Below are 25379 nucleotides of genomic sequence, written 5' to 3' on the forward strand. Positions count from 1 at the left end.
AAAGAGGTAGAAAAAATGGGAAAAGTAAAATTTGGTTTAAGCGCAGTAGAATATGGGAAAGTTGATTCAGATAACACAGTAAAAGTAACGAACAAGTTGCCGGGGGTAAAAACAGCGAAGATCAATATCACAAATGAATTAGTAACGGTTATGGCTGATGATGGTCCGTATGCAGTTCTATCAGGAGGTATTACAGATACTCAATTAGAACTAGCTGTTTTAGATTTAGCTTCTACAGCTCGTGTTGATTTCTTTGGGATCACGATTGAAAACGGAGTGGAAAAATATAACAAAAACCTAACTCCTAACGACATTGCGATTATGTTTAAAACAAAAATGGAAGATGGAAAAGCCGTTTGGTTTGGTCTTTTAAAAGGTAAGTTCAATATTCCAGGATTCGATGGAGCGACAAAAGAAGGAACCCCTGCACCAACTACTGATGCGACTACTGGTCAATTTGTTGCTCGTGGAGATGAAGAAGAAGGCGATATTTTATATATTGGTCGTGAAGACAATGAAGATTTTGTTTTTGAAGACTTCAAGCAAATGGTATTCCCAAGTACTCCGGAGTTGCCCTGAACCTCCTCTTTTTGAAGAAGAGGAAGAACCAGAAGAAGAAATAACAGAATAAACGTGAAAGGTTAGTCATTTGACTAGCCTTTTTTATTTGAATTATAGGAGGAAAAAAGATGGTAGCAATTGAATTGACGATTGATGGAAAAGTTAAGAAGTTTGAAAAGAAAGAGCTGTTCGTGAGAGAAAACATTGCTGCGATGCAGTTTAGTTTTAAGCAAAACAAATACTTAAATAAAGAAGATCAAACCTTGGAGGATATTGAAGAAAATCAAAAAAACTTTGCTGACTTTATCTCGTATGTCTTCAATCGATCCTTTACGGCAGAAGAGTTTATTGACGGTTGTGCTATAAAAAATAAAGCAGTAGCTGAAGATATTTATATCGAATGCCTTGGAGGAAAAAGCGACGACGAAAAAAAGGACCAAGCCTAACCATTGAGGAAGGCTATCAAAAAATGAAAGAACTCATTAATAGTCTGATTAAAAGTGGCTATAAGCTTCCCGAAATATACGGAATGACATTAGCTGATATCGACTTCCTAATAGAAGTTTCAAATGTTGAAGCAACCAAAGAAGAGGAATTAGTAACGTTAGACCAAGCGTTCCCATTCCTGTTCTAAAAGAAAGGAGGTAAATAATGAGTGGTAATTTAGGCCATATAGCAGCAACGGCCACATTAAATATTGACCCGTTTCAACAAAGTACCAGGGTATTAGGAACACAAATACGATCGCTGGATAAAGCTTTAAAGGCACAAGAAACAGCTTTTAAAAACAATGGGAAATCACTTAATAGCATGAAAGCGACTTACACCCAAACCGGACAAAGTGCACAAGCTTATAGTGCGTTGTTGACCCAACAAAAAGCTAAGTACGATGAACTTAAAAAAGGCATTGGCGATGTGAGCAAAGCCACCGCAGGACAAAAGACAGACTTATTAAGTGCTGAGGCAGCAATGAATGGCACCGCCAGTAAATTAGAAACTCTTACTGGTAAATATAATGACTTAGGAAAAACGATTGCTATTCAAGAATCGAATTGGACTAAAGTTGGAACCAGTTTACAAGCCATCGGAGACAAAGGAAAGAAAATCGGTGATGGACTAACTAGTTTTGGGAACAAATGGACCATCGGTGTTACGGCGCCTATTGTTGCAGGAGTCACCGCTAGTGTTAAGGCTGCAATTGACTTTGAATCTGCCTTTGCAGGCGTTAAGAAAACAGTCGATGAAGCTGTGGATTCAAACGGTAATGTAACGATGTCTTATGCCGATCTAGAAAAAGGTATTCGTAATATGGCAAAAGAGTTGCCGTCTAGTGCTGTAGAAATCGCAAACGTTACTGAAGCAGCAGGTCAATTAGGTATTCAGACAGAAAATGTATTGTCATTCTCTAAAACAATGATTGATTTAGGCGAATCGACAAACATGTCGGCTACTGAAGCAGCAACTGCTTTAGCTAGGTTCGCCAATATTACCAAAATGAGCCAAAACGATTTCGATAAATTAGGAAGTGCAATTGTTGATTTAGGAAATAACTTTGCTACAACTGAAGGCGAAATCGTAGCCATGTCACTTAGGTTAGCAGGTGCAGGCTCACAAATCGGTATGAGTGAAGCTGATATTCTAGGTCTTTCTACTGCTTTGAGTTCAGTTGGTATAGAAGCAGAAGCTGGTGGTAGTGCTTTTAGTAAAATCATGGTTGAAATGCAATTGGCAACGGTAAAAGGTGTTGGTGCATTTGATGATTTAAAAGGGGCGGCTGAGAGAAGCGGTGTTTCTTGGGAAGCAGTTAACCAGGCTTATATGAATGGCGGGAAAGAGTTAACGGATCTATCAAATAAGATGGGTCTTGGAAGCAAAGGCTTGAAAGACATGTATAAAATAGCTGGTGATGCTGAGGCTGCACTTGAAGATTTTGGCTATGTTGCTGGAATGAGTGGAGATCAATTTGCTGCAGCATTTAAAGACGATGCTGTAGGTGCAATTGCCGCATTCGTTCAGGGTTTAGGACATGCTGAAGATAAAGGAACAAGCGCTATTGAAATGCTAGACAATATGGGTATTTCAGAAGTTCGGTTAAGGGATGCTCTCTTACGTGCGGGGAATGCGAGTGAACTATTCGGAACTGCAATCGAAACCTCTAATAAAGCTTTTGGAGAAAATACGGCTTTAACAGAAGAAGCTAGTAAACGTTATGAAACAACGGAATCAAAACTCAAAATTTTACGTAATCAAGTTGTTGACACGGCGATTGAATTCGGTGGTCCATTTGTTGATGCTTTGCGTAATGGCTTAGAAGCTGCTGAACCCTTAATTCAAACTCTAGGAAACTTAGCTCAATCCTTTAGTGAAGCTAGTCCTGAAATGCAAGGAACTATCGTCAAAGCGTTCGCCTTCACTGCTGCAATAGGTCCAGCAAGTAGTATTTTAGGCAAGTTTATCAGCATTGGTAGTGGCGGACTGTCTATGATGGGAGGGCTTGCTAAACATTTTGGAGTAGTAAGTGGAACGGCTAAAGCTAGTTCTGCAGCCTTTGAAATTGCGGCGGATGGAACATTGAAACTATTAGGTGGAACAGAAGCTTTGAGTGCTGGAATGGTAGGTGCTTCCGGAAGCTCTGCTGGCTTAATTGCTTCGATTGGTGCTATTGCCCCAACTCTGCTAGTGGTAGGCGGTGTAGTTGCTGCAGGAGCGGTTGTATGGAAAGTTTGGGGAGAAGATGCATGGAAAGCAGGGGAGCGAACACGTAAGTGGGGCACCGACGTTGGTGAAAGTGCAGACAAAGCCTTGAATGAATTCCAGACAATGTCTGATGAAGCTAGCCTGGCAACTGACTTGATGGCTTTTAACATAGAAGAAGGAACCACTAGAGCTGTTGGTGCTTATGAGGGCATGTCTAACAGCATTAAAGAAGACATTCAAGAAACGATCTCTGAAACAGAAGAAGGATTGGCTGGTCTACCTGAATCAGTAAGAAAAATTGTCGGAGAGTCAATGACAGAGGGAATGGCTGAACAGACCAAAATGATCGCTGAAGTGGATAAAATACAATCAGCGATTACAGGAATATATGAAAATGCATTAGCTGAAAATAGAGAAGTAACCGATGCTGAATTAACCGTCATAGAAAACTATCATTCTCGATTAGCTGAAATCAGAAGTGAAACACTTCAACTGAGTGCTGAAGAACAACGAAGTGTGCAGGCCGTTATGGCTAATGATCTGAAAGAATTTTCTGCTGAACAGTTAAGGCAACGTATAGAAATGTTACATGAAGAAAAAACAGCTATTCAAGCTGGTTATGCTGAACAAGCTGCACTATTAGAAGAGCAACGAACAAGCGGGAAAATTAGTGGACAGGAGTACAATGATGCGATGTCTGCTTTACGTATTTCTGAGTTAGAAGACTTGAAAGAAATAGGCGCTGAATATATTAAAGTTTGGGAAGAACAAGGTAATGTTCCTGTGGAAGTTCAGAAGAAAATGCTTGCTGATATGGGACTTAATTATGATGAAATTCAAGCTAGAATCGAATTAGCTAACCAGAAAATAGACCAATCGAATCAAAGCATGATTGAATCATCAAAAGGTGCTTCTGAAGAAGTTCGTGAAGCGAATGAAGCTTGGAACGGTATGATACTTGATGAAAAAACCGGTGAAGTTAAAACAAACCTTGATGAAGTTATTACTGAAGCCAGCCAGTCTGAAGAAGGTTGGAACAATCTTGAATTTATCATGCAAAACGCTGAATTAGATACTAACGCTAAAGAAAAAATTATGGAAGCATTAATGGCTAATGGTAAATGGTGGGAAATGGACTTCCCCACTCAATTCGCAGACGTTGAAACAAACGCTGGGGAAACCGCAACTTATTTCTTGCAGTCAAATTATGATTGGGAAAATATGGAATACAAAGATCAGATGGCTATTTTAAATACCAATACCCCCGAAACGCTTAAACAAGCATTAATGGATACAGGTGTTTGGAATAATTTGAGTCCATCTGAACAAGAGATGATCATGACTACCACAGCTGGCGCTGCTGCAAAACAAGCATTAATCGCAACAGGTCAATGGGATTCTTTAAGCCCAAAGCAAAAAGAAATGGTTGTGACAAGTAATTCCACACAGAAAGCATTAGAAGGCGTTCAAGCTGCTAGTAGTTGGAACGGTAAAGAGTGGGTACCCAAAGATATCCGAGTCGAGACAAACGCAGCAACAGTTGCTAGTTCTGCTCAAAGGTCGATAGACGGAGTGGTTGGTAAAACAGTTACGATTAAAACCATTAAGGAAAATATTACCAGCTACCAAACCATTCAAAAGGGAGCTTTAGGTGGACCTAGATTAGCTAAAGGAACGAATTTCCATATTGGTGGGCTTGCTACATTAGGTGACGGTGGAAATCATGAGCCTTATTTAACTCCGCAAGGTGAATTTGGTATTTCACCTAATGTAGATACCCTATTTAATTTGCCAAGAGGAACTAAAGTTTGGCCGACAATAGAAAAGTTCAAAGCTGCAATACCTAAATTTGCAAATGGCACTGATATTGCTGACACAAAAATAATGAACACATTAAGCATGATGAGCAACGTTACTAGAAACAACGGTAACAGACAATCTACCGCAAATAATTCTGAAACGGCGCGAGAATCGTCCTCTCAAACAGTGGTTTCACAACTAATTGCAAGTCAAAATGCAATTTCTAGCTTATTAACAAACTTATTAAATAGTGAAGGAAGACCATTGAATATTAATCTTGACGGTCGGAACATGGCAAGTATTTTACTACCAATTTTAGACAAACAAAACGGACAACTAATTTATGATACAGGAGAAGGTGTAAATATATGAGTGATGGATTTAGATTAGGACTAATCATAGATGAAACTGATATCTTTGAGAAATGGGGAATAAGAGTAAAAGATAGAAAATATCTTAAGCCAAACAAAAAGAAAATTTTAGAATATATTCCTTATTCAAGTAAGACTCTAGATTTTAGTGAAATATATGGTGGTCCTTCTTATGAAGAGCGCTCATTGCAATACACCTTAAACTTGATTGGTACACAGCCAAATAGAATAGCAGCCGAATTTTTGGATACAGAGTTTACTAATTTTATTATGTCCAAACCACAATTTAAACTTATTGATGAACTATTCGACGGCTATTATTTTTTAGCGGAAGTAAGGACAGGTACAGATTTTAGTCCCCTTTTTAGCTATGGTGAATTGACAGTGGTATTTAATGCCTATCCATTTCGGATAAAAGAGGCAAAAGAAGGTAGCCCTTTTTGGGATGATTATTCGATCCTTGATTACTATCAAGAAGTAGAATTTACTGTTTCTGGAACAAAAAAAATTGAATTAATGAATAATGGTTCAGAAAGAGTTTATCCAAAAGTTAACTGTTCTAGCCCGATGACAATCAACAAAGGAAATACCCAGTATAATTTCCCGGCAGGATCTTCTACTTCGTTAGATTTTTCATTAAGTACAGGCATGAATGGTTTAACAGTTACTGGAAATGGAAAGATTGACTTTGAATTCCATAAGGAGTTGATCTAATGTTTCGAGTCAATTTAATTAATGGAGATGATTCAGAGGTTATTCATAATGACATAACCAGTAGTTTAAAGGTATTTGATGACACGCTTGTAGAAGGTACTGAAGGTATAGACACTTATAGTTTTTCTTTAAATATGGATAATCCGGGATACAATCTTTTGTATCCTTTTAAAACGTTAATTCAAATAGTTAACACTAAAAAAAACAAAGTTGTTTTTGATGGATTCATTAAGAGGTATTCAGCAACTATGACATCTGATGGAGTATACAAAAGAAATGTAACAGCTTATCAAGGAATTGGTTTGCTCAAACAGACTAAACAAATATATGGCGAGTATCATGATCTTACCCCAAAACAATTTTTGCAAGTGATGATTGATGAACACAACCGTCAAACAGATGGTTGGAAGAAGTTTTATTTAGGAGAAGTTACTGTAACGAACTCGACAGACAACGTATATCGATTCCTAGACGAAGATTCAAACACTTATGATGCAATATATGAAAAGCTAGTCAATCGATTGGGCGGAGAATTAAAAGCGCGTTTAACGGATGGTAAGTGGTACCTAGATTGGAAAACAGCATTTGGAGAAACTACTCAAACAGAAATTAGAGTTGGAAAAAACTTAAAAGATGCTGAAAGAGATTTGGGAACTGACAACGTGGCCACTCGCTTTTTTATCTATGGTGCCGATTTTGAAATCGGTATAATTGATCGTTTTGAAAACACAGACGATGGACAAAAAGCAGTTGTTGAATTCGGAGAAAATATGAGAGATATTCCTAAATCAGAACTTCCTTCAGGAGCAACTGTAGGAAGTTATATCCTCTATCGAGAAGATGCCATATTATTAGGGAATGAGAACTCTAAGCCCTATCTAACTATTGGTGAAGTGAATAATGGGAAAGATTATATTGATGATCCAGTTGCTTTTTCTCAGTTTGGAACAGTTGTTGAATCTGTTAAGTTTGAAGATGTAACGAATAAAACGAACTTGATAAACAAAGGGCAAGCATACGTTAATTCGTATAATCAAGTAACTGACAGTAATCAAATTACTGCATTAGATTTATCGCTAATCAATCAGGATATTGATAGCTTTGAAGTATACAATTATTACCCGTATAACAACCCTGGTATTGCAGAAAACAATTTAGTTAGGGTTATAGAGAAGCGAACCAGTTTAAGCAATCCTCAAAATGCTAGTTTAACTATTGGGGATAAATTTATAAAAGCTAGTAAATACCAATCAAATATGAATAAAACTAGTAAAGCAGTTGAAGAAGTTAGGAAGACAGTAACGAATCAAAATTTGCGTATTTCCAAAGTAAACTCAACTGTTTTATCTGTCAGCAATGAAGTGAAAACAATTAATACAGCAATTAAAAGTATTAATACTAAAATTGGTGATGCAGATATACCAGGGCTCCAAGTTGCCATTAATAACTTAAATACTGTGGTGGATGAACTAAATTTGTCTATAGGTAATATACCTAATTATGGTTTAGCCACCATCACTGAATCAGGTTTAATGTCGAGTTTTGATAAAGTGAAATTGGAAGGTATTCAATTAGCAACAGGAACAAAAGATGGTTTATTGGTAAAAGAAGATAAACAAAAATTGGATAGAATCATAGCAAATCAGTCCATTGATTTAGATCAGTTTATGGCTGATTTTTTAGCGTTGAAATTAATTGTTGATGATATGAACACAACAGAATAAAGGAGTGATACATTTGGCAGAAACAACAGAACAATATAAAGCTAGAATCGCACAAATTAAAAGTAGCATAGTGAATGAACCGTACATCAAAAAGATGCGTGATGATATCGCTGAAGGTATTTCTAAAACAGGCAACCGGCAAGCGGATATTGAAGACCAATTCAAAGATGTTATCGAAGGGACAACAGGAAAAGACGTTATTTCAGCACCAGAAATAATCGCAGCACGCAAGGGTGAAGCTAGTTTAAATGCCAGACTGACAAAAAACGAGCAAGAAACTACCGCGCAGCTTCAACAAACAATGACACAAACCGAATTCGATTCGTGGGTAGCTACTTTATTAGATGGTGGACCATCTATTTTTATGGATTCGTTGAGTGAATTGAAATCGACATATCCAAACGGTTCATCCGGTGTCGCTTTAATTAGAGAAACAGATCCCGCTCGTATTTATGTATGGAATGGTTCTGTTTGGAAATATTTCGGTGATTATCAAGGGATAGAAATTAAAGATGGAACGGTAACTTCTGAAAAATATGCAGAAAAATCAATTGACTTTTTAAGGCATTCCGAATATGTACCGGTCATCCATAAAAACAGACCGATTAATCTTTTCGATTACGATAAAGTGGTTACCGGTTATTATATTGATCGAACTAATGGTACGAGAATTAAAAACCCAGATTTCTCGGTATCAAAAATTAGAATTGATGGTTCTCAAACATATAGCACTAGGAAGCACGTTCATGCTGTTTTTAGAGATGGGGCTAATGATTATATAAATGGGACAGCTTACAGTATAATGGACTCTGTTCAAGCTCCACCTAATGCAAAATATATAGAATTTTCAACCGCGAATAAAGACTTAGGAGAGCAGATGTTCGTAGTAGGGGATATTCCCTTGAGTTTTGAATCTCACTACAGCAAGTTGAAAATTGCAGCTAAAGATTTGGTGAAGGATTCAACCATAACTGAAGATTTATTATCATCTCCGCTATCAAAAAAAATAAACGAAACTTATAAGTTGCAACCTAATCAGATAATCGCCGCTTTTTTTGAAGACAATCCTTTTTGTTCGCATACCGAAAAATTTATTGGCGATAGCATCGCTCATGGTGCGGGCGGGACTGGGTTTGCGACAAACGGAGAATTGATTCCTGGAACAAATGTTAAAACTAATCCGAATGGTCATTGCTGGGCAAATAGTTATCGTGATTTGATGCAAAATTGGCAAACGTACTATAACTTTTACAGATGGGATAGCAAATATACAACTATACTATCAACGGCATACACTACACCATCTATAGCTAATCGTTGTTTCAACAACACAACAATAGAAAATTTAGTTGAATTTAGTTTTAAATCAGATGCTTTTAAAATCCAATATACAGAAACACCTTCTAGCGGTATAGTTGAGGTATATTTAGACGACGAACTAGTTGTTGAAGTCGATTCTTACGGAGCGAGTACAAAACCAGGGGTAACGATTGGATTTAGCACCACATACGGAGAACACAAAGTTATTTTGAAAGCCACAAACAGAAGAAATAATTTGTCGACTAACAATAGATTCTATTTTGAAGGAAATAACCCCCTGCACAAAACAGTGATTAAAAACTATGCACAAAGCGGTATAAATGTGACGACGGTTAAAAACCAATTGCCCACTCTTGTTGAAGAAGATGACGACTTGATAGTCATTCAAATCGGAACTAATGATAGGTCGCGAATACAGCTTATTGGTTTTAAAAGTACGCTCCGAGAAGTTGTTGAATACATTATTAATTTAAATAAAAAAGTCATTTTGGTTAGTCCTCCACCTGTTCCAGATGAAAAGCCTACCTATTTTACAACATATCAATTAGATGCTGCTATCCGTCAAATAGCAAACGAATATAATGTGGGATATATCAGTAACTACGATAGTATTATGCGTTATTGTGAATACACAGACACTCCAATCTCTGAGTTGTTTGCGGATGGATTGCATCCAAATGATGCTGGATATGACGTTATATTCAGAAATTATGTTAGAAAACTAGAATTGCATTATCCAGTTGACGGTATTGTAAAACCATCCATATGATTTTATTGTTGATTTGGAAATTATAGATAACAAATTATCTGTTAGCGTTACCCCGAATATAAAAGGTAGCCCGACTAGAGTTATGAACTTTTACTCAAAAGGAGAAGTGACTTTTGCATATCTACCAAGTGTTGGCAAGTCTGTTTACGAAAATTGGCCTTTGAACCAAACTGTGCGTTAACTGAAAACGAAAAAGGAATAGCGCAAATCGGCTATTCCTTTTTAAAAAAGTGTTATAACATGGTATAATAAAGTGAAGTTGGTGAGACATACATTGCTCACTGTACACCTCCTCAGCGGGAGGAGGTGGCTTTTTTTTATTAAGCTAAATTATCAGATATCGGAACAATCGAACCTGTTTGTTTAGTTATATTTAATTCATTGCTTATCACATTGAATAAGTATTTTGCTTCAGTAGCCAAATTACCTATGTTAGACTCTTCTTCTGCGTTTTTATATATCTTAGAATCAAGGACATAACAATTTAAGTAGTATGGGTTACCGAATAAAGCTTCTTCTTTAGACGTAATGATATTGGTTGCAATAATGTGATACTTTTTGTCAATGGATCCATTCCATAATCTCAAAGAAATATTGTCCAATCGCTCGTCGTAGTGTTCTAAGCTGTTTCTTGTTCTGGCATTTTTAATTTCGTGAATACGATTCATATCAAAGTATTTTTGAAGTTCAATTACTCTGTTTATACGATAGTCATATTTATATTTTGCTTCGTCTTTTTTGCGTGGCGCTGCAAACAATATTTTTTTTATATTAGCACTATGAACTTGAATGGTTGCAATTCTAGTAAATACTTCTGGTTGGATAAAAAAGTATTTATCAGGGTTGTCTTTAACATATTTAACACCTTTTGTACCCAAGTTAGTACGATTAACGATTGATTCAATTTCATCAAAGATCCTTATTATTTCTGAAGAAAGAATATAGATCTCTTGCAAATAAGTGTCTATCATTAAGTTGTGTTCAGGCAAATCGTTTTGCATATTTTCACCTCCTCTCGTTATAAAGTATATCAGAGGAATTGATATATGACAGAAAAATATGACAGGTGGTGTTGAGATGAGTGAAAAAGAAGAGAAAAGTATTTTTTATGTATACCAAAGAGAAATAGGTGATATAAAAGATATATTAAAACACATGAAAAATGGGGAAATAACGGAGTTTACTGATGCTAAAATGCATGGGTCTTTATACACCAACGCTAAAAATGTAGAGGATAAACTAAATGATTTGTTAAAGAAAATAGACAAAGACTTACCTTCAATAAATGATGAGTTATCAGAGTTATTTTAATACAAAAATAGTCAGAAAAGGTTGTCCATCCGGGCAGCCTTTTTATATTGAGAGAGTAGCCTACGGGTTGCTCTTTTTATTTACAAGAAAGGTGGAGGTGAAATGAAGAAGTTATCGCGAATTTGGTCTTTCATTACAGAACGATGGAGTTCCTATATCTTTTCAATAACGTCAATTGGTTATGGATTATTGCTCTATTTTAATCCGTCTCTTTTAACGCAAAACGATGCTTATGAGTTTATGAATCGTGCACTAAGCTTTTTAGGTGGAGCAGGTTTAGGGATCATATTCATATTTTTGGGGATTGGCATGTTGGGCGGTACAACTTTTAACATGAGACTGCTTAGAATAGGAACATTATTTTTACTATTATCGGTATGGCTGATGTTGGTGCTTGTATTCGGAATACAATTTATCCAAGGCACTGTTAATGCTGGTTGGTTATTTACCCTATCGATTGCCATGAATAGTTTAAATGTGGTATTCGCTGGGAGGAATAAAATGTGAAGTTAGAAACGTTACTAACGATATTAGGGCCAACAGCAATTGCTGGAATATTCACTTATTTTGGTGTTTTTAAGAATGCTAATAAAGATGAAAAAGTCAAAAAGCTAGAAGGAGATACAGATAAAGAAAAGTTTTATGTTCAGCAATCTTTAGATAGACAAGATAAAGAAATTGAGCGACTTTACAAACGTCTAGTCACTACAGAAGAAAAAATTTCTGAACTAGAAAAAAAGGTCGATGAAAAGGATAAAGAAATAGAAAGAAAAGATAGAGAAATTGAACGCGCAGATGAAATCATCGAAGGGTACAAAATTATGATTGAAATTAAGGACGAAAAGATTGAAGAGCTTGAAGCAGTAATTATTACAAAAGATGACATTATTGCCACATCGAAAGGGGATATTTAATGATGGAAGAAATTTTAATGACGTTAATTTTATCGGCAATTGGAGGCAGCGTGGTCGTTTCCGGAATTACCGAAGTCGTGAAGCAAAACAGCAAACTATCTGGTATTTGGGTGATCGTATTTGCGCTCATTACAGGCGTGGTGCTATTCGGTGTAATCGCATTGGTATTTGCTTTACCACTAGCTGAATCGTTGCTGATAGGTTTCTTAACCGGTTGGGCAAGTGTTGGAGCATTTAATTCTTATAAGCAATCAAAAGGAGGAAATTAAACATGAGCGCATTAACAGAAAACTTCATTAATAAAGTAAAAGGAGGGGCTACTCAATTGTGGTCCGTCTACAAAGTTTTGCCTTCGGTGGCCATTGCACAAGCAGCATTAGAAAGCGCGTGGGGTCAGTCAAGTTTAGCCACTAAGTATAATAACTTATTTGGTATTAAAGGTTCGTATGGGGGAAACGCAGCGAACATGGCCACGTGGGAAGTATATGGTGGAGTCACCTACAATATCACTGCTAATTTTAGATCATATCCAGATTGGGCAACTTCTATTAAAGACTATGGTGTGTTTTTAAATGTAAACAGCCGATACAAAAATGCATTAGGTTTAACAGACTATAAAAAACAAATCAAAGCTATTCACGAAGCTGGATATGCTACGGATCCCCAATATCAATCTAAAATTATTTCTATCATTGAAGCTAACAACTTAGTTCAATTTGATAAACAAGTTTTAGGAGGCACGGTATCAGCCCCAGTAAAAGAAACACCAACAGCAACTAAGCCATCAAGTAATAAAATCACCGACACTAGCTACACTGTTAAGTCTGGTGATACATTATCAGCTATTTCAACTAGAAGTGGTGTGAGCGTGGATAATTTGGCTAAATGGAATGGTATTAAAAATAAAAATCTCATTCAAGTAGGACAAAAATTAACACTTAAAGCACCAGCTGCAAAGCCAGCAGCTTCAACTAATAAAACGTACACTGTTAAATCAGGAGACACATTAAGCGGCATTGCTTCTAAAAACGGAACAACTGTAGCAGCATTACAAAACTTGAATGGTATTAAGAATGCAAACTTAATCAACATTGGCCAAGTTATTAAATTGACGGGTGCATCTGCTCCTGCAGGCGGAACATATATAGTCAAGTCCGGGGATACATTGAGTGCCATTGCTCTGAAAGTTGGATCAACTACTAAGAAGCTACAAGACAAGAACGGCATTAAAGATGCTAATAAAATTTATGTAGGTCAAAAAATTAAATACTAATCAAAGTAAAACCCTATCTCAATTAAGAGGTAGGGTTATTTTTAAACAAATCCATGTACAAACGTATGTTCTTTATGTATAATATATCTATAGTCCTCTAAAGATTATATAAGCTAATTGGTTAAGAGTGCATTGTATTCTTAACCTTTTTTTGGTTTACTTAAGTAGCTTATATAAATATTCGGAGGTAATTTAATGGCTAAAAATAAAAGAGTGAAATTTTATTATTTTCATATACTAGCTTATAAGAATAAAGAAGTTAAATTTCTTGAGCTACTACCTTTATTAAATGATATCAAATCAAAATATGACGGCAGTGAAGATAGGTTTGTTTATGAATACAAGGGAGAAAAAGCCAAATTAGCATATGTTAGTTTACCTTATGACAATGATAGCTATTGTCAGCTAACTTTTGAAAGACTAAGAGACTATAATTTCCCAGTCAAAACGAAATTAGTAGGGGATTCAGAAGAGCTAGATTTATCTTCAGATGAATTTTTAGGAGAAGAAGTTACGGTATTATATGATTCAGTTAATTCTGTAATGATGATACAAAACAATCGTGATTCATTAGGGTATAAAGCAATTGAACTATTTTTGAATAGTCTCTTACAAGAACAAGAGCAAGGAATTACAATGACGTTAATGCTAATTACAGAAAAAGATCCATATAAAAGGGCTAAAAGATTAATTGGAATGAAAGACGTTTTATTTAAGGGAAACATACAACTTGTTGAGACAGGAAATGGACCAGTTGGAGATTTAATAGATGCAATCAAAGGAGAAGTAACTTCGGCAGATGCGGATATTCTAGATGTAGAGGTACGAATTATATCCAAGAATAAAAAAACAAGTACAAGAGAGTTCATTCCTGATACAATTACGAATGAAATCCTTTCCTATAGCAAGAAAGATGGCGTTACTAAATTGTATGTCAAAGGGAGAAACGTGGATGGTTTAATAGACGAAGTGAATTTAATTGAAAATAAATTATTTGATAGTTATAATTTTAACTTTAAAGAAAACAAAAAACTAAATAAGCATTCAATTTACTCTGAAATGGAAAAATTATATAAAGAAAAAGGAAAAGTAAAGATACAAAGAAATGGATAGTGAGGTAAATGAGTTATAGAAGAAGTATCATAAGAAAATACCGTTTTCTATTATTTTATATTATTACATTTATAATTTCGGTTATTTTAGCGAATTACTTAAATAAAATAGGAATAAATGAAAATCTGTTATATTACTATGATTTTGTTGGTGATATATTAAATTTTTCTTCTATATTAACAGGTTTTTTGGGAGCTGTTATAAGTATACTAACTTCTATATCAAAAAGCTCTCCAATAATAACTAGAATTCTAAAAAATAAAAAAGCATTAAAGCAATTTATTTGGTGTATGGCCATACCTTTTTGTTCTGGAATTTTTACAATCATTGTCTCTATGTTCTTTAGGATTTTGTTGCAAAATCCAGACTCATTCAATATGATGATTAATATTAATGTATTATTGCTTTTCATGAGTTTGTTTTTTGTTTTTTCTAGTGTATTAATGACTATTATCATATTTTATATATTCTTCTTAGACGGTTATGTAGATGAAAATAATGATAATGAAACAAATAAAGTTGTTCCTAGACTTAAATAGCATTTGATTATTTTTTAGTTATTTAATTGAGTGATTGATTTGCATCTATCATTTTTAATAGTATAAATTTTATATGTGGAGAATTTTTAATATTATATTTAAAAAATTTAAAAATCAAAGTTATTTGTCTTCAGATATCTATTGATTAGTTATATAGCTAACAAGTTTATCCATATAAAAACAGAACTCCATTTAATGAAGTTCTGTTTTTTGCCCTATTATGCTAAAAAACTTAAAGAAAAACTCTGCTCACATCCTGCTCACATTGCAATTAAAATATAGCGATAAACCTATACAGGTGAAGGATTGTTAAGATAGGTTTCAACCTCTTATCTTCCGTAACAAGCATTATTCTGCATTTTAATAACTCTGCTCCCATCCTGCTTATCTTTTTAGAGCTCTGATTCAGGGGGAGATGTATGTAAATTGTTCGTTGTGAGTTTTATTGTAAATAACGCTTAGTACTCATGAAATTCTAGTCTATAGAATTTTATGAGTATTTTTTAGATAAAAAAGTTAGCGCAATGAAAGTGATAATAAAATGAGAAAAGTGGGACAGATAGATAAAATAAAAAAAAATCAAGTAGAAACTGGGAGATTCAACAATTTTTCAAAGAAATCGAATGAGCTTAAAAAAGATTTATTTGTTTAAAAGATATCATCTAAGCTTATTTTTCAGGGGATAACATTTGGTATAAAAATTAAAATACGGTACAATTAAATCAAATTTAATAGGTGAACAAAATGTGAATAATGAGAAAATAATTAAATGGTTGCAGAAGTTAAACTATATTTGTTGGGTTCATTGGACACAAAAAGGCAGGTGTGTGAAACCACAAGAGGGCTTAACAAACCAAGAAAATATTTTTTACACCTAAACAGCTAGTTAGAGAACAAATTATTATAAATCCTACCGGAAATAAAACACAACTGGAGAATGTGTGAATAAGGAGGTAGAGAGAAAATGAATAAAATGTTGGTGTTCATTGGTATTGCAGCTTTATTAGCAGGATGTGATTTAATAGGAAATACAAAAGATGAATCTTCTAGTCAAGAATCAAGTTCAATAATCAAAGCTAGTGATGATTCAGTTTCACAAACAGCTGCTGCATCTACTAGCGAAATGAATAGTGATGAAGAGAAGTCAGCGAAAGAAGTACTTTCGTTTGTGCCTCAAACAGATGAAATCAATAAAGGCCTAACCATTGAAAATGATGAAGTGTTGTCCACTTTACAGCAAATGGTGGAAGAAGACCAAGATATGGGATTTGATGATGATGTGACCATTATTTATTCTGGACAAACTTTTGGTAAAACTCCTAATTTGTCTGGTGTGTTTTTAATAGTTAACCGAACAGACATACCAATGAAAAACATGGAGTTTACTTATACATTTGGCGGTATTGATAGGAAACTCATCTTTGATAAGAAAGCCTTTAGATTAACGGAAGAAAATTTTGGAGTATTGGAGCCAAATACTGTAATGCCGATGTACTTATCTATTCCATCAGAAAGCGAAGCAGCTTTTGCAGCATTAGATGCGAAACAAGTCATTGAAGAAATAAATGCATTTAATTATGATATAGCTGATTCAAGCAGCGACTCTTCAGAGACTATAGATCAAGATCAGCTGTTTTTAAAACTGCCAAAACAAAATAGCGATAAAGGACAGACCATTGACAATAATCCATTAATGGCTGAGTTCAATCAATTAGTGATCGAACATCCTGAAATGGGTTTTGAAAATGATGTAACTGTTCTATATTCTCAACTGTATGATAAAACCGATAACGGAGTGCTAGCTTATTTCCTAGTTATCAATAAAACAATGGTGACAATGGAAGATATCAGTTTTAATTTCAGTTATGGAACCGAAAACAACGAAATGGTTTGGGATCAAGAGCCATATACAATGACTAAAGAACTATTTGGCGTACTGGAACCTAATGCAGTTATACCTATGACTTTAAGTGTTCCAGCTGATAAAGAAACCTTGTTTTTCTCCATCACCGAAGAAAACGTTCAGACAAGTGTAGATAAATTTAATTACCAAATCGTTAAATAAGAAAACAAAAAAGGATAGTGATTTTTAGATTTAATTGAATGGAGGAGAAAGAAAAATGAAAAAACTAATGGTGGTATTAGGAATAGCTTTTCTTATGGCAGGATGCGATTTAATGGGTGGTGGAAGCGATTCAACAGAATCGTCCTCTGCTGTTACGAGCGAATCAACAATTGAGAGCCAATCTTCTTCAGAAGTCAGTCAATCCTCAGTCAGTTCAGACTCTTCAATTAATGAATCTATGACCAGTTCGGATTCATCTACTACAGATACAACGAAAGGTGAAGGCGCAGGGGCAGGCGGAAATATTCAAAATCCAAAAAATGATTCTAGTGAAACTGCACCAATAGAAAACGATATTACCTTAGTTCCTCAAAAATCAGATATTGAAAATGGCTTTACTCTTGAAAGCGATCCAGTTCTACAAGAAATCGAAGCGAGAATACAAGGAGCCGATTCAGTTGGCATTCCCAATGATGTAGCTATTCATTTTACAGGTATGTATCTAGGTGAAGCAGGAAAAACACAAGCTATTTTTATACTTGTTAACCTGACTAAAATAGCTATGACTAATATTGAGTTGACAGTCAGTTTCAGCAATACATCAGGAGATGTCATCTTAGATAAAGCACCTTTTTCTCTTTCAGAAGATAAATTTGGAATTTTAGAGCCAAATACCGCTATGCCTATTTATCTAGATATCCCGGTAGAAGCCGAAGATACGTTCTACAATCTTCAAGATTTTAATGAAATGGTCTACTCCATTGACTCATTCGATTATGAAGAACGTTAAAAAACTATTTCTTAAAATCTAGGCAAAAAGTGTACGCCAAGTGAATCACTCTTAAGAAAGGGAGTGATTCATTTTTTATGGGTTCTACACAATTTTATCCGAAAGCATATTAGGAGGATTAATAGGCTATTACGAATATATTAAATAAAGACTACTATTATTTACTAGGAGGTCGTTTTGATTTGTCATCATATAATAGAAGAGATTGGTTTACGATACCCAACATATTATCGTATATTCGTATATTATTGGTTCCGGTATTTATTTTTATTTACTTGAATGCAACTGAAACAAAGCATTTTCAATATGCTGCTTTAATTGTTGTTTTTTCTGGTTTGACTGATTTATTAGATGGATGGATCGCTCGAAAATACAACCAAATTACGGAGATTGGAAAGTTGTTAGATCCAATAGCTGATAAAATTACACAAGCAGCGATTATATTTTGTCTGATATTTCGTTATGATTACATGTGGTTGCTTGTTTTATTGTTTGTAGTGAAAGAATTAACCATGGGGATATGCAATGTAGTCCTTTTCAAAAAAGGAAAGAAACTAGATGGAGCAAAGTGGTTTGGAAAAATTTCTACTGCTGTTTTTTATGGGTGTATGACCGGTTTAGTCGCATTTCCGATGATCTCTGATGGGACAGCAACACTTTTAATGAGTGTAACAGGATTTTTTTTATTTTTATCTTTTATTCTGTACGCAAAAGTTTTTACAGAAATGCTTCGATCGGTAAAAAAGTAAATCCGTTGTTCTACAAGGAACAGTCTATCAGACTGTATTCGCTGCTTATTACTTAAAGTACTGTTAAGTAATAATAACAATTTTTGTTTTTACTCTGTTAACCAATCAATTTAGTTGATTAGTGTAAGGATTTACGATACACTTACTTTATGTTAGCGATCAGATTTTGAAAAAGTTAACAGAATGCTGATTAAAATCAGAAAAAACCAAGGAGGAATAATGATATGACAAAAATTGGTATTATCACCGGAAGCACACGTCCAGGGCGCAATAGTTTACAAGTGGCTCAATGGGTAAAAGAGCTTGCTGACAAACGCGGGGATGCGGCATATGAAGTAATTGATATTGCAGATTATCATTTGCCAATGTATGCAGAACCTATTTCTGCGGCTTATAGCCAAGACTATCAAACGCCTGAAGCTAAACCATGGTCAGCAAAAATCGCTGAAATGGATGGTTATGTATTTATTACACCTGAGTATAATCACGGAATGACTTCTGCCTTAAAAAACGCCATTGACTATCTTTACCCAGAATGGAATAACAAAGCAGCTGGGATCGTCAGCTATGGTTCATCAGGCGGGGTTCGTGCTGCTGAGACATTACGTATTGTTCTTGCTGAATTGCAAGTAGCAGATGTACGTACGCATCCAGCAATGTCATTGTTTACTGATTTTGAAAATATGTCTGTTTTCAAACCAGCTGATTTGCATGCAGAAACAGTTGGAGTTATGTTAGATCAAGTAATAGCTTGGTCCAACGCATTAAAAACAGTTCGAGAAAAATAATTTTTTCATAACAAAGAAGCAAAAAAATTGTACTATAAAGAATTACTTGGTATTATAATAGTGAAGAGAAGGACAAGGTACAATGTCTTCTTTTCTAGAGTTGATTAAACTGACTCTAAGGTCAACAATGAAAATTGTTGTTGACTGAACCTTTGAGAATTCTATTTTAAGAAAAAAGTAAGCTTAAAGAGTAATAAAATAGAGTGATCGAAGGAAAACTTCATAGCGTGGCTAAGTTCCTGAAAAATGAACAAGTCAAGAAGAAGTAACTAAAACCCACATGAAAGAAACTAAAGTTCATGTGCCGAAAAGAACCAAGTTTTATTCTAGTGAGACTACTGCTAGAAACCAAGTAAAAAAATAGGAACTGGCTACAAAATGAAAGAAAGAGGGCTCAGCATTGATGAGCTCTCTTTTTTTACATAAAATCATACCATTTAAGTCTCTTTTCTTGCGATTAAAGCGGATACATACTATACTTACAGTGTAGAGATAGAGTAGAAATAAACCTCATCTTTACGTCAGAGAACGAGCGTCAGTTGTTCTCAGGTTAATAGTTTTTCACTATTAACCAGCAGATGATTCTAAAGGAGTAGCACTAAGTTTTTACATTAAGCTATTCATCTAGAAAGAATCATCGATCGATACAACTTCATAATGTGGCGCGGTTCCTTTCTAGGAAAAAGTCAATAAAAGAAGTTTAAACACGCAGCATCTAAAGCAGAAAAGCGATAGATAGCTTACTAGAATGGAATGAACCAACTGAAAAAGAGTTGGAGATAAACGACTAAGGAACTACGTTACAAAATGAAGCAGGGAGAGCCTAAAAATTTGGGCTCTTCTTTTTTTGGATTTATAGCTCTTTTTAATAAGCAGACATACATAAAGTAAGCGAATGGATTGACATGAAATAAGTTAAATGGTATATTTATCTCGATAAAGAGATAAACACGTTCGAGATAAAATGCATTTGTGAAAGGAAGTTCTTTAATGGATAGACAAGATAGATCTTTAAAAGCATTGACGGTCTTACTGCGCTCTTCTCAAAGTGTACAAGAAGTGATCAAAAAAGATATGATAAAGTATGGGGTAAATCCAACTGAATTTGCTGTACTTGAGCTCTTGTATCATAAAGGGGAGCAACAAATTCAACACCTGGGTAAAAAGATATTATTAGCTAGCAGCAGCATCACATATGTTGTAGACAAATTAGAAAAGAAAGGGTATGTAGAAAGAAAACCGTCCCCAACGGATCGAAGAGTCATTCACGCTAATATCACAGAAAGCGGCAAAGCATTCATGGATAACGCTTTTCCAAAACATAAAGAATTGATTGGACAGGTTTTTGAAGAGTTATCAGAAGAAGAAATTGAAACAGCTATCGTTATCTTGAAAAAATTAGGGTTACATGCGGTGGAAATAAAGTAAACGTTCTAACCAGGATGGTATTAATTTCATCTTGATATGCAGAAGCGAGGAGGAAAAAAATGATTCATTTATTTAAAAAAGGAATAAATCCTTCAAGCTCCACATTACTTTTATTGCACGGCACAGGTGGAGATGAAAAAGATTTATTGCCATTAGCACATGTGATCGATAAAGATGCTGCTATTTTAAGTGTACGAGGCAATATTTTGGAAAATGGTATGCCTCGGTTTTTTAAGCGATTAGCCGAAGGCGTCTTTGATGAAGAAAGTTTGAAAACAGAAACAGAAAACTTGTATCATTTTATCAAAAAATCAGCTGAACAATATGGTTTTGATTCTACTAATGTAATTGCTTTAGGTTACTCAAATGGTGCAAATATTGCTGCTAGTTTATTGTACCATTACCCAAATGTATTAAATGGAGCAATCTTGCATCATCCAATGGTTCCATTAAGGAATATTGAATTACCTGATTTAACGAACACGCCTATTTTTATTGGGGCTGGCATCAACGACCCTATATGTCCGGCTGAGGAAAGCAAAGAATTAAAAAATACGCTCGAAGCAGCAGGAGCTGAAGTGACTATTGAATGGGGCAATCAAGGCCATTCTCTAACTCAACTTGAAGTAACCGCAGCTGCTAATTGGTATCGTCGACAATTTTATTAATAATAGCATTTGAAAGTAAGAGCTGAGGTTTATATCTCGGCTTTATTTTTTTGTTCTAGCCGCAGAGTGTCTTTATGAATGGACTCGTTATCAAATCGTGTTGATGATTCTTTGGGTTTTAAATTTCCTTCGAAACTTACGTGGTTACTTGTAGAAAACCATGGGATCTCTTTGAGCCTTGTGAGTCTCCAGGTTTCCAAGATTGTAGAATAAAGTCATTTCACCTGCCATCATCAAAAATGATAGAACTTATAAATACTGTTTTCAGGGCATCAAGTTAAGGTCGTTTAAAAAGCGGTGATTTATACACATTTCATTTTGATGAGAAATGTGTTATAATAGTATAACGAGAGATAAAATATTCGGGTTACGTTCTTTAAGAACCAAAGAAATGAGGGAATTTACGTGGGAAACAAAATAACCAAAGAAATTCAATCGTTAGTTGAGGTTGAGCTTCGAAAAGGAGCCAGCAAATCAAGAATTGCGACTCTTTTAGGCGTGCCGTATGATGAAGCAAACGAAATCATCGACGAAATCAAAGCTTCTTTCAGACCAGATTTAGGCGATCAAATCATTTTTTCTTTTAGAGATGAAAAGATGGCTGGAACTATTGTTAAGTTATTAAACAATAGTGCTGTTGTCGAAATTTACTGGGAAAAATCTTCTGAAAAGATGAAAGATATTATGGAGACGAAGACAATTGTAAACTTTAAAGATATTGTTGAATTTGTTCATAAGTAAATCGAGAATTTAAACCGATGCAAAAAACATTCACCCATTAAAAGCGGGTGAATGTTTTTTTGTTTTTCAAAACTCCGCAAAAAAGATAGATATGAGAAAAAGATAAAATAAAAAAATGCTGCATAAAGCTTCATTTTTCAACATCCATCAAGAGAGAAGAAATTAAATACAATTTTATTCTTGACAGACACATGTTTTAATAATATAGTTTGATAGTCAAATGATTTGATGTTCAAAGTAATTTCGGATTTTGGCAAAATGAAAGAATGGAGGAGTTGATGTGGACGATTTATTAGTTCATGAAATTAATTCTTATTTAATCACAATATTTAATGAAATTATGATTATTGAAGAAGATGCACTCCAAGGAAGCACATTTAAAGATATTTCCATAAAAGAAATGCATACTATTGAAGCTATCGGAATGTATCGCGTGCATACGACCTCAGAAGTTGCCAAAAAATTAGCTATTACTGCTGGGACATTAACGGTTTCTGTCAATAACCTAGTTAAAAAAGGGTACGTTGAGAGGATACGTAGTGAAACAGATCGACGAGTCGTTAAATTAGGGTTAACTAAAAAAGGGCGTCTGCTTTACCGTTTACATGATAAATTTCATCGTGACATGGTTAAAGAAACTGTTGTTGGGATGAAAAAGGAAGAAGCCGAAGTTTTGATTAAAGGTTTAAGAAATCTTCACGGTTTCTTAGATGAAATAAAAAATAATTTATAAGAACAGAGTTGAACTCGATGCAAGCAAAAATTATTGGTACCGGGAGCTATGTTCCTAAAAAAGTAGTTTCCAATGAGATGCTAGAAAGTTTAATGGATACAAATGATGAATGGATCAAAACGAGGACAGGGATTGAAAAACGGCGCATAAGCGAAGAAGAGAATACTTCTGTTCTTTGTGGAAAAGCAGCTCAAAGCATTCTTGATAAAGCAGGCGTTGCGGCTGAAGAAATCGATTTGATCATTGTCGCTACCATGTCACCGGATTATTTAAGTCCTTCAACGGCTTGTTTGGTTCAAGATTTTCTTGGTGCTAAACAAGGAATGGCGTTTGATATAAGCGCAGCGTGCTCAGGATTTATTTATGCTTTATCTGTTGCTGAAAAAATGTTGCAAAGCGGAGGGTTCCGTTATGCTCTTGTTTTAGGCGGAGAAGTTATGTCTAAAATCATTAATTGGGAAGACCGCAGCACAGCTGTTTTGTTTGGCGATGGTGCTGGTGGGGTTTTATTAGAACGGACAGATCATGAAGGCAGTTTTCTAGGCGAAGACATCCATGCAGATGGGAGTCGAGGCTTAGCTTTAACGACTGGTTCATTAGCTGTTCAAAATCCTTACAGCTCTCAAAAAGAGTTGAATGATGTATTTTTAAAAATGGAAGGTCGAGCTATTTTTGATTTTGCTATCCGTAGTGTGCCTCAAAGCATTCGGACGGTTGCAGAAGCTGCAGATCTTTCCTTATCCGATATCACTCGAATCATTCCGCATCAAGCGAATTCACGAATCATTCAAGCTATCGCAAAAAAATTAAAAATTCCTAATGAGCAGTTTGCATTGAATATTGCTAATTATGGAAATACTTCAGCAGCAAGCATACCCATTTTATTAGACGAGCTTGTCACGGCTGGTGAATTGACTCTTGGAACTAAAGAGAAAATTATATTAACTGGATTTGGTGGAGGACTTACTTGGGGCTCCATGCTCATCCAACTTTAAACAGGTAACAATCAGCTCGCTTAAGCTATAAAAAAATTAAGCAAAAATAAACTAAAAAAACAACTTAAATGGAGGAAACAAAAATGACATTCGAAAAAATTCAAGCAATTATCGTGGACCAATTAGACAAAGAGGAAGAAGAAGTACAATTAGATACAAACTTCCGTGAAGATTTAGAAGCAGATAGTTTAGACTTATTCCAAATCATCAATGATATTGAAGACGAATTCGATATTAAAATTGAATCTGAAGAAGGATTAACAACGGTTCAAGATATCGTAACTTTTGTAGAAGCAGAATTAGCTAAAAAATAATGCAATCATTAGAAAGAGGGAACCTATATGCAGTCTGAATTAATTGAAAAACTTGGTATCAAGTATCCAATCATTCAAGGCGCTATGTCATGGGTAGCAGATCCAAGTCTAGTAAGTGCGGTTTCAAATGCAGGCGGTTTAGGAATCCTAGCTTGTGGGCATGCAACAGCAGACACTGTTCGTGAGCTGATTAGAGAAACAAAAGCTCTAACCGACAAACCTTTTGGAATCAACGTATTACTACTCTCTCCACATGTAGATGCAGTCGTAAAAGTTGTCTGCGAAGAAAGAATACGAGTAGTGACAACTGGTGCAGGAAGTCCTGGAAGATACATGGAGCAGTTTAAAGCAGTTGGAACGGTTGTTATTCCTGTAGTTGCGTCAGTTGCATTAGCAAGACGGATGCAACAAGATGGAGCAGATGCTATTATCTGTGAAGGAATGGAAGCCGGCGGACATATCGGTAGAACGACTACGATGAACTTAGTTCCGCAAGTCGTCGATGCTGTTTCTATCCCTGTTATAGCCGCTGGAGGTATCGCGGATGGTCGCGGAGTGGCTGCTATTATGTCACTAGGAGCTTCAGCAGCTCAGCTTGGAACCCGTTTTGTAGTTGCTTATGAAAGTAATGCACATCGCAATTTTAAAGATTCTATTTTAAAAGCAAAAGATATTGATACTGTAGTAACTGGTTTAATTACTGGACACCCTGTACGTGTTTTACGTAACAAACTAACCCGTCAATACTTAAAAGTAGAAAAAGAAATTACTAGTGATGAAAAACCAGATTTTGATCGCTTAGAAGCCATTGGAAAAGGAGCTTTAAAACGGGCAGTTGTCGATGGAGACAAAGATACCGGTTCGTTCATGTCGGGACAAAGTGCAGGACTAGTCAAGAAAGAACAAAGTTGTGAAGAAATCATCCATGAATTAATGTATGAATATAAAGAAGTAATCAAAAAACAAGCAGAACTTCTATCATTGTAGAAGCATATGTTTAAG

26 protein-coding genes are annotated in these 25379 nt (G+C 35.2%); 25 read left to right on the forward strand and 1 reads right to left on the reverse strand.

All coding sequences use genetic code 11. The features are described 5' to 3' along the window. The first annotated feature begins 15 nt into the window (after positions 1-15). The 7 genes from JHE06_RS05425 (at position 16) to JHE06_RS05455 (ending at position 9956) form a co-directional block, all read left to right on the forward strand. A complete protein-coding gene (locus tag JHE06_RS05425) occupies positions 16-579 on the forward strand; it encodes a major tail protein (protein ID WP_201089759.1) in 564 nt (187 codons plus the stop codon). Positions 580-689: 110 nt separating this feature from the next. After that, positions 690-1007: a phage tail assembly chaperone G gene (gene gpG / locus JHE06_RS05430; protein WP_201089761.1), complete on the forward strand. Its 318-nt coding sequence runs from the start codon at positions 690-692 to the stop codon at positions 1005-1007. 23 nt (positions 1008-1030) lie between these two features. After that, the gene (locus tag JHE06_RS05435; protein ID WP_201089763.1) at positions 1031-1195 is read left to right on the forward strand and encodes a hypothetical protein; all 165 of its coding nucleotides are present in this window, start codon (positions 1031-1033) and stop codon (positions 1193-1195) included. A gap of 17 nt (positions 1196-1212) precedes the next feature. Then, positions 1213-5430, forward strand: a complete 4218-nt coding sequence (locus tag JHE06_RS05440) for a phage tail tape measure protein (protein WP_201089765.1) — start codon at positions 1213-1215, stop codon at positions 5428-5430. After that, positions 5427-6143, forward strand: coding sequence for a hypothetical protein (locus JHE06_RS05445; protein ID WP_201089767.1), 717 nt, complete (start codon positions 5427-5429; stop codon positions 6141-6143). The genes JHE06_RS05440 and JHE06_RS05445 overlap by 4 nt, the downstream gene beginning before the upstream one ends. Beyond that, complete coding sequence (locus JHE06_RS05450; RefSeq protein ID WP_201089769.1) at positions 6143-7867, forward strand: phage tail protein; 1725 nt, start codon at positions 6143-6145, stop codon at positions 7865-7867. The genes JHE06_RS05445 and JHE06_RS05450 overlap by 1 nt, the downstream gene beginning before the upstream one ends. Positions 7868-7880: 13 nt before the next feature. Further along, positions 7881-9956 (forward strand): SGNH/GDSL hydrolase family protein, encoded by a 2076-nt coding sequence (locus JHE06_RS05455; protein ID WP_201089771.1) that lies wholly within the window; start codon positions 7881-7883, stop codon positions 9954-9956. 320 nt (positions 9957-10276) lie between these two features. On the opposite strand, the gene JHE06_RS05460 is transcribed toward JHE06_RS05455, so the two are convergent. Next, a complete protein-coding gene (locus JHE06_RS05460) occupies positions 10277-10957 on the reverse strand; it encodes a hypothetical protein (RefSeq protein WP_201089773.1) in 681 nt (226 codons plus the stop codon). Positions 10958-11033: 76 nt separating this feature from the next. On the opposite strand from JHE06_RS05460, the gene JHE06_RS05465 reads away from it, so the two are divergent. The 18 genes from JHE06_RS05465 to fabK all read left to right on the forward strand — a co-directional run bounded on the left by JHE06_RS05465 (position 11034) and on the right by fabK (position 25364). Next, positions 11034-11267, forward strand: coding sequence for a hypothetical protein (locus JHE06_RS05465; protein ID WP_201089775.1), 234 nt, complete (start codon positions 11034-11036; stop codon positions 11265-11267). A gap of 102 nt (positions 11268-11369) precedes the next feature. Next, positions 11370-11774 carry a hypothetical protein gene (locus JHE06_RS05470; protein WP_201089777.1) on the forward strand — a complete coding sequence of 135 codons (405 nt, stop codon included), beginning with the start codon at positions 11370-11372 and terminating at the stop codon, positions 11772-11774. Then, positions 11771-12181, forward strand: a complete 411-nt coding sequence (locus JHE06_RS05475) for a hypothetical protein (RefSeq protein ID WP_201089779.1) — start codon at positions 11771-11773, stop codon at positions 12179-12181. The genes JHE06_RS05470 and JHE06_RS05475 overlap by 4 nt, the downstream gene beginning before the upstream one ends. Continuing rightward, positions 12181-12450: a hypothetical protein gene (locus JHE06_RS05480; protein WP_201089781.1), complete on the forward strand. Its 270-nt coding sequence runs from the start codon at positions 12181-12183 to the stop codon at positions 12448-12450. The genes JHE06_RS05475 and JHE06_RS05480 overlap by 1 nt, the downstream gene beginning before the upstream one ends. Before the next feature lie 2 nt (positions 12451-12452). Beyond that, positions 12453-13454, forward strand: a complete 1002-nt coding sequence (locus tag JHE06_RS05485; RefSeq protein ID WP_201089783.1) for a LysM peptidoglycan-binding domain-containing protein — start codon at positions 12453-12455, stop codon at positions 13452-13454. A gap of 195 nt (positions 13455-13649) precedes the next feature. Next, on the forward strand, positions 13650-14567 hold the full coding sequence (locus tag JHE06_RS05490; protein WP_201089785.1) for a DUF6731 family protein: 918 nt from the start codon (positions 13650-13652) through the stop codon (positions 14565-14567). Positions 14568-14575: 8 nt separating this feature from the next. Then, on the forward strand, positions 14576-15106 hold the full coding sequence (locus JHE06_RS05495) for a hypothetical protein (protein ID WP_201089787.1): 531 nt from the start codon (positions 14576-14578) through the stop codon (positions 15104-15106). A gap of 964 nt (positions 15107-16070) precedes the next feature. Next, a complete protein-coding gene (locus JHE06_RS05500; protein ID WP_201089789.1) occupies positions 16071-17171 on the forward strand; it encodes a lipoprotein in 1101 nt (366 codons plus the stop codon). Between the two features lie 55 nt (positions 17172-17226). Continuing rightward, positions 17227-17961 (forward strand): hypothetical protein, encoded by a 735-nt coding sequence (locus JHE06_RS05505; protein WP_058918455.1) that lies wholly within the window; start codon positions 17227-17229, stop codon positions 17959-17961. Between the two features lie 182 nt (positions 17962-18143). Further along, positions 18144-18710: a CDP-alcohol phosphatidyltransferase family protein gene (locus tag JHE06_RS05510; protein WP_201089791.1), complete on the forward strand. Its 567-nt coding sequence runs from the start codon at positions 18144-18146 to the stop codon at positions 18708-18710. A 224-nt stretch (positions 18711-18934) separates the two neighbouring features. Next, positions 18935-19498: an NADPH-dependent FMN reductase gene (locus JHE06_RS05515; RefSeq protein WP_058918456.1), complete on the forward strand. Its 564-nt coding sequence runs from the start codon at positions 18935-18937 to the stop codon at positions 19496-19498. A gap of 990 nt (positions 19499-20488) precedes the next feature. Further along, positions 20489-20926 carry a MarR family winged helix-turn-helix transcriptional regulator gene (locus JHE06_RS05520; protein WP_058918457.1) on the forward strand — a complete coding sequence of 146 codons (438 nt, stop codon included), beginning with the start codon at positions 20489-20491 and terminating at the stop codon, positions 20924-20926. Between the two features lie 59 nt (positions 20927-20985). Further along, positions 20986-21594 (forward strand): alpha/beta hydrolase, encoded by a 609-nt coding sequence (locus tag JHE06_RS05525; RefSeq protein WP_058918458.1) that lies wholly within the window; start codon positions 20986-20988, stop codon positions 21592-21594. Between the two features lie 405 nt (positions 21595-21999). Continuing rightward, a complete protein-coding gene (locus JHE06_RS05530; RefSeq protein WP_058918459.1) occupies positions 22000-22335 on the forward strand; it encodes a DUF2187 domain-containing protein in 336 nt (111 codons plus the stop codon). A 280-nt stretch (positions 22336-22615) separates the two neighbouring features. Further along, positions 22616-23068, forward strand: coding sequence for a fatty acid biosynthesis transcriptional regulator FabT (fabT, locus tag JHE06_RS05535; RefSeq protein WP_442861671.1), 453 nt, complete (start codon positions 22616-22618; stop codon positions 23066-23068). A 17-nt stretch (positions 23069-23085) separates the two neighbouring features. Beyond that, positions 23086-24063 carry a beta-ketoacyl-ACP synthase III gene (locus tag JHE06_RS05540; protein WP_201089793.1) on the forward strand — a complete coding sequence of 326 codons (978 nt, stop codon included), beginning with the start codon at positions 23086-23088 and terminating at the stop codon, positions 24061-24063. 83 nt (positions 24064-24146) lie between these two features. Then, positions 24147-24377, forward strand: coding sequence for an acyl carrier protein (locus JHE06_RS05545; RefSeq protein ID WP_058918461.1), 231 nt, complete (start codon positions 24147-24149; stop codon positions 24375-24377). 27 nt (positions 24378-24404) lie between these two features. Continuing rightward, complete coding sequence (gene fabK, locus JHE06_RS05550; protein ID WP_058918462.1) at positions 24405-25364, forward strand: enoyl-[acyl-carrier-protein] reductase FabK; 960 nt, start codon at positions 24405-24407, stop codon at positions 25362-25364. Positions 25365-25379 lie beyond the last annotated feature (15 nt).

Origin of the sequence: Carnobacterium sp. CS13 (genome assembly GCF_016653495.1) — a bacterium.
Taxonomy (GTDB): Bacteria; Bacillota; Bacilli; order Lactobacillales; family Carnobacteriaceae; genus Carnobacterium_A; species Carnobacterium_A antarcticum.

Bases quoted from the DNA above. Each gene is read 5' to 3' on its own strand.
- JHE06_RS05500 (WP_201089789.1), top strand. From the start codon at position 16,071: ATGAATAAAATGTTGGTGTTCATTGGTATTGCAGCTTTATTAGCAGGA.
- JHE06_RS05435 (WP_201089763.1), top strand. From the start codon at position 1,031: ATGAAAGAACTCATTAATAGTCTGATTAAAAGTGGCTATAAGCTTCCC.
- JHE06_RS05460 (WP_201089773.1), bottom strand. From the start codon at position 10,957: ATGCAAAACGATTTGCCTGAACACAACTTAATGATAGACACTTATTTG.
- JHE06_RS05450 (WP_201089769.1), top strand. From the start codon at position 6,143: ATGTTTCGAGTCAATTTAATTAATGGAGATGATTCAGAGGTTATTCAT.
- JHE06_RS05445 (WP_201089767.1), top strand. From the start codon at position 5,427: ATGAGTGATGGATTTAGATTAGGACTAATCATAGATGAAACTGATATC.
- JHE06_RS05545 (WP_058918461.1), top strand. From the start codon at position 24,147: ATGACATTCGAAAAAATTCAAGCAATTATCGTGGACCAATTAGACAAA.
- JHE06_RS05505 (WP_058918455.1), top strand. From the start codon at position 17,227: ATGAAAAAACTAATGGTGGTATTAGGAATAGCTTTTCTTATGGCAGGA.
- fabK (WP_058918462.1), top strand. From the start codon at position 24,405: ATGCAGTCTGAATTAATTGAAAAACTTGGTATCAAGTATCCAATCATT.
- JHE06_RS05515 (WP_058918456.1), top strand. From the start codon at position 18,935: ATGACAAAAATTGGTATTATCACCGGAAGCACACGTCCAGGGCGCAAT.
- JHE06_RS05465 (WP_201089775.1), top strand. From the start codon at position 11,034: ATGAGTGAAAAAGAAGAGAAAAGTATTTTTTATGTATACCAAAGAGAA.
- JHE06_RS05495 (WP_201089787.1), top strand. From the start codon at position 14,576: ATGAGTTATAGAAGAAGTATCATAAGAAAATACCGTTTTCTATTATTT.
- gpG (WP_201089761.1), top strand. From the start codon at position 690: ATGGTAGCAATTGAATTGACGATTGATGGAAAAGTTAAGAAGTTTGAA.
- JHE06_RS05540 (WP_201089793.1), top strand. From the start codon at position 23,086: ATGCAAGCAAAAATTATTGGTACCGGGAGCTATGTTCCTAAAAAAGTA.
- JHE06_RS05490 (WP_201089785.1), top strand. From the start codon at position 13,650: ATGGCTAAAAATAAAAGAGTGAAATTTTATTATTTTCATATACTAGCT.
- JHE06_RS05520 (WP_058918457.1), top strand. From the start codon at position 20,489: ATGGATAGACAAGATAGATCTTTAAAAGCATTGACGGTCTTACTGCGC.
- JHE06_RS05470 (WP_201089777.1), top strand. From the start codon at position 11,370: ATGAAGAAGTTATCGCGAATTTGGTCTTTCATTACAGAACGATGGAGT.
- JHE06_RS05485 (WP_201089783.1), top strand. From the start codon at position 12,453: ATGAGCGCATTAACAGAAAACTTCATTAATAAAGTAAAAGGAGGGGCT.
- JHE06_RS05525 (WP_058918458.1), top strand. From the start codon at position 20,986: ATGATTCATTTATTTAAAAAAGGAATAAATCCTTCAAGCTCCACATTA.
- JHE06_RS05425 (WP_201089759.1), top strand. From the start codon at position 16: ATGGGAAAAGTAAAATTTGGTTTAAGCGCAGTAGAATATGGGAAAGTT.
- JHE06_RS05480 (WP_201089781.1), top strand. From the start codon at position 12,181: ATGATGGAAGAAATTTTAATGACGTTAATTTTATCGGCAATTGGAGGC.
- JHE06_RS05440 (WP_201089765.1), top strand. From the start codon at position 1,213: ATGAGTGGTAATTTAGGCCATATAGCAGCAACGGCCACATTAAATATT.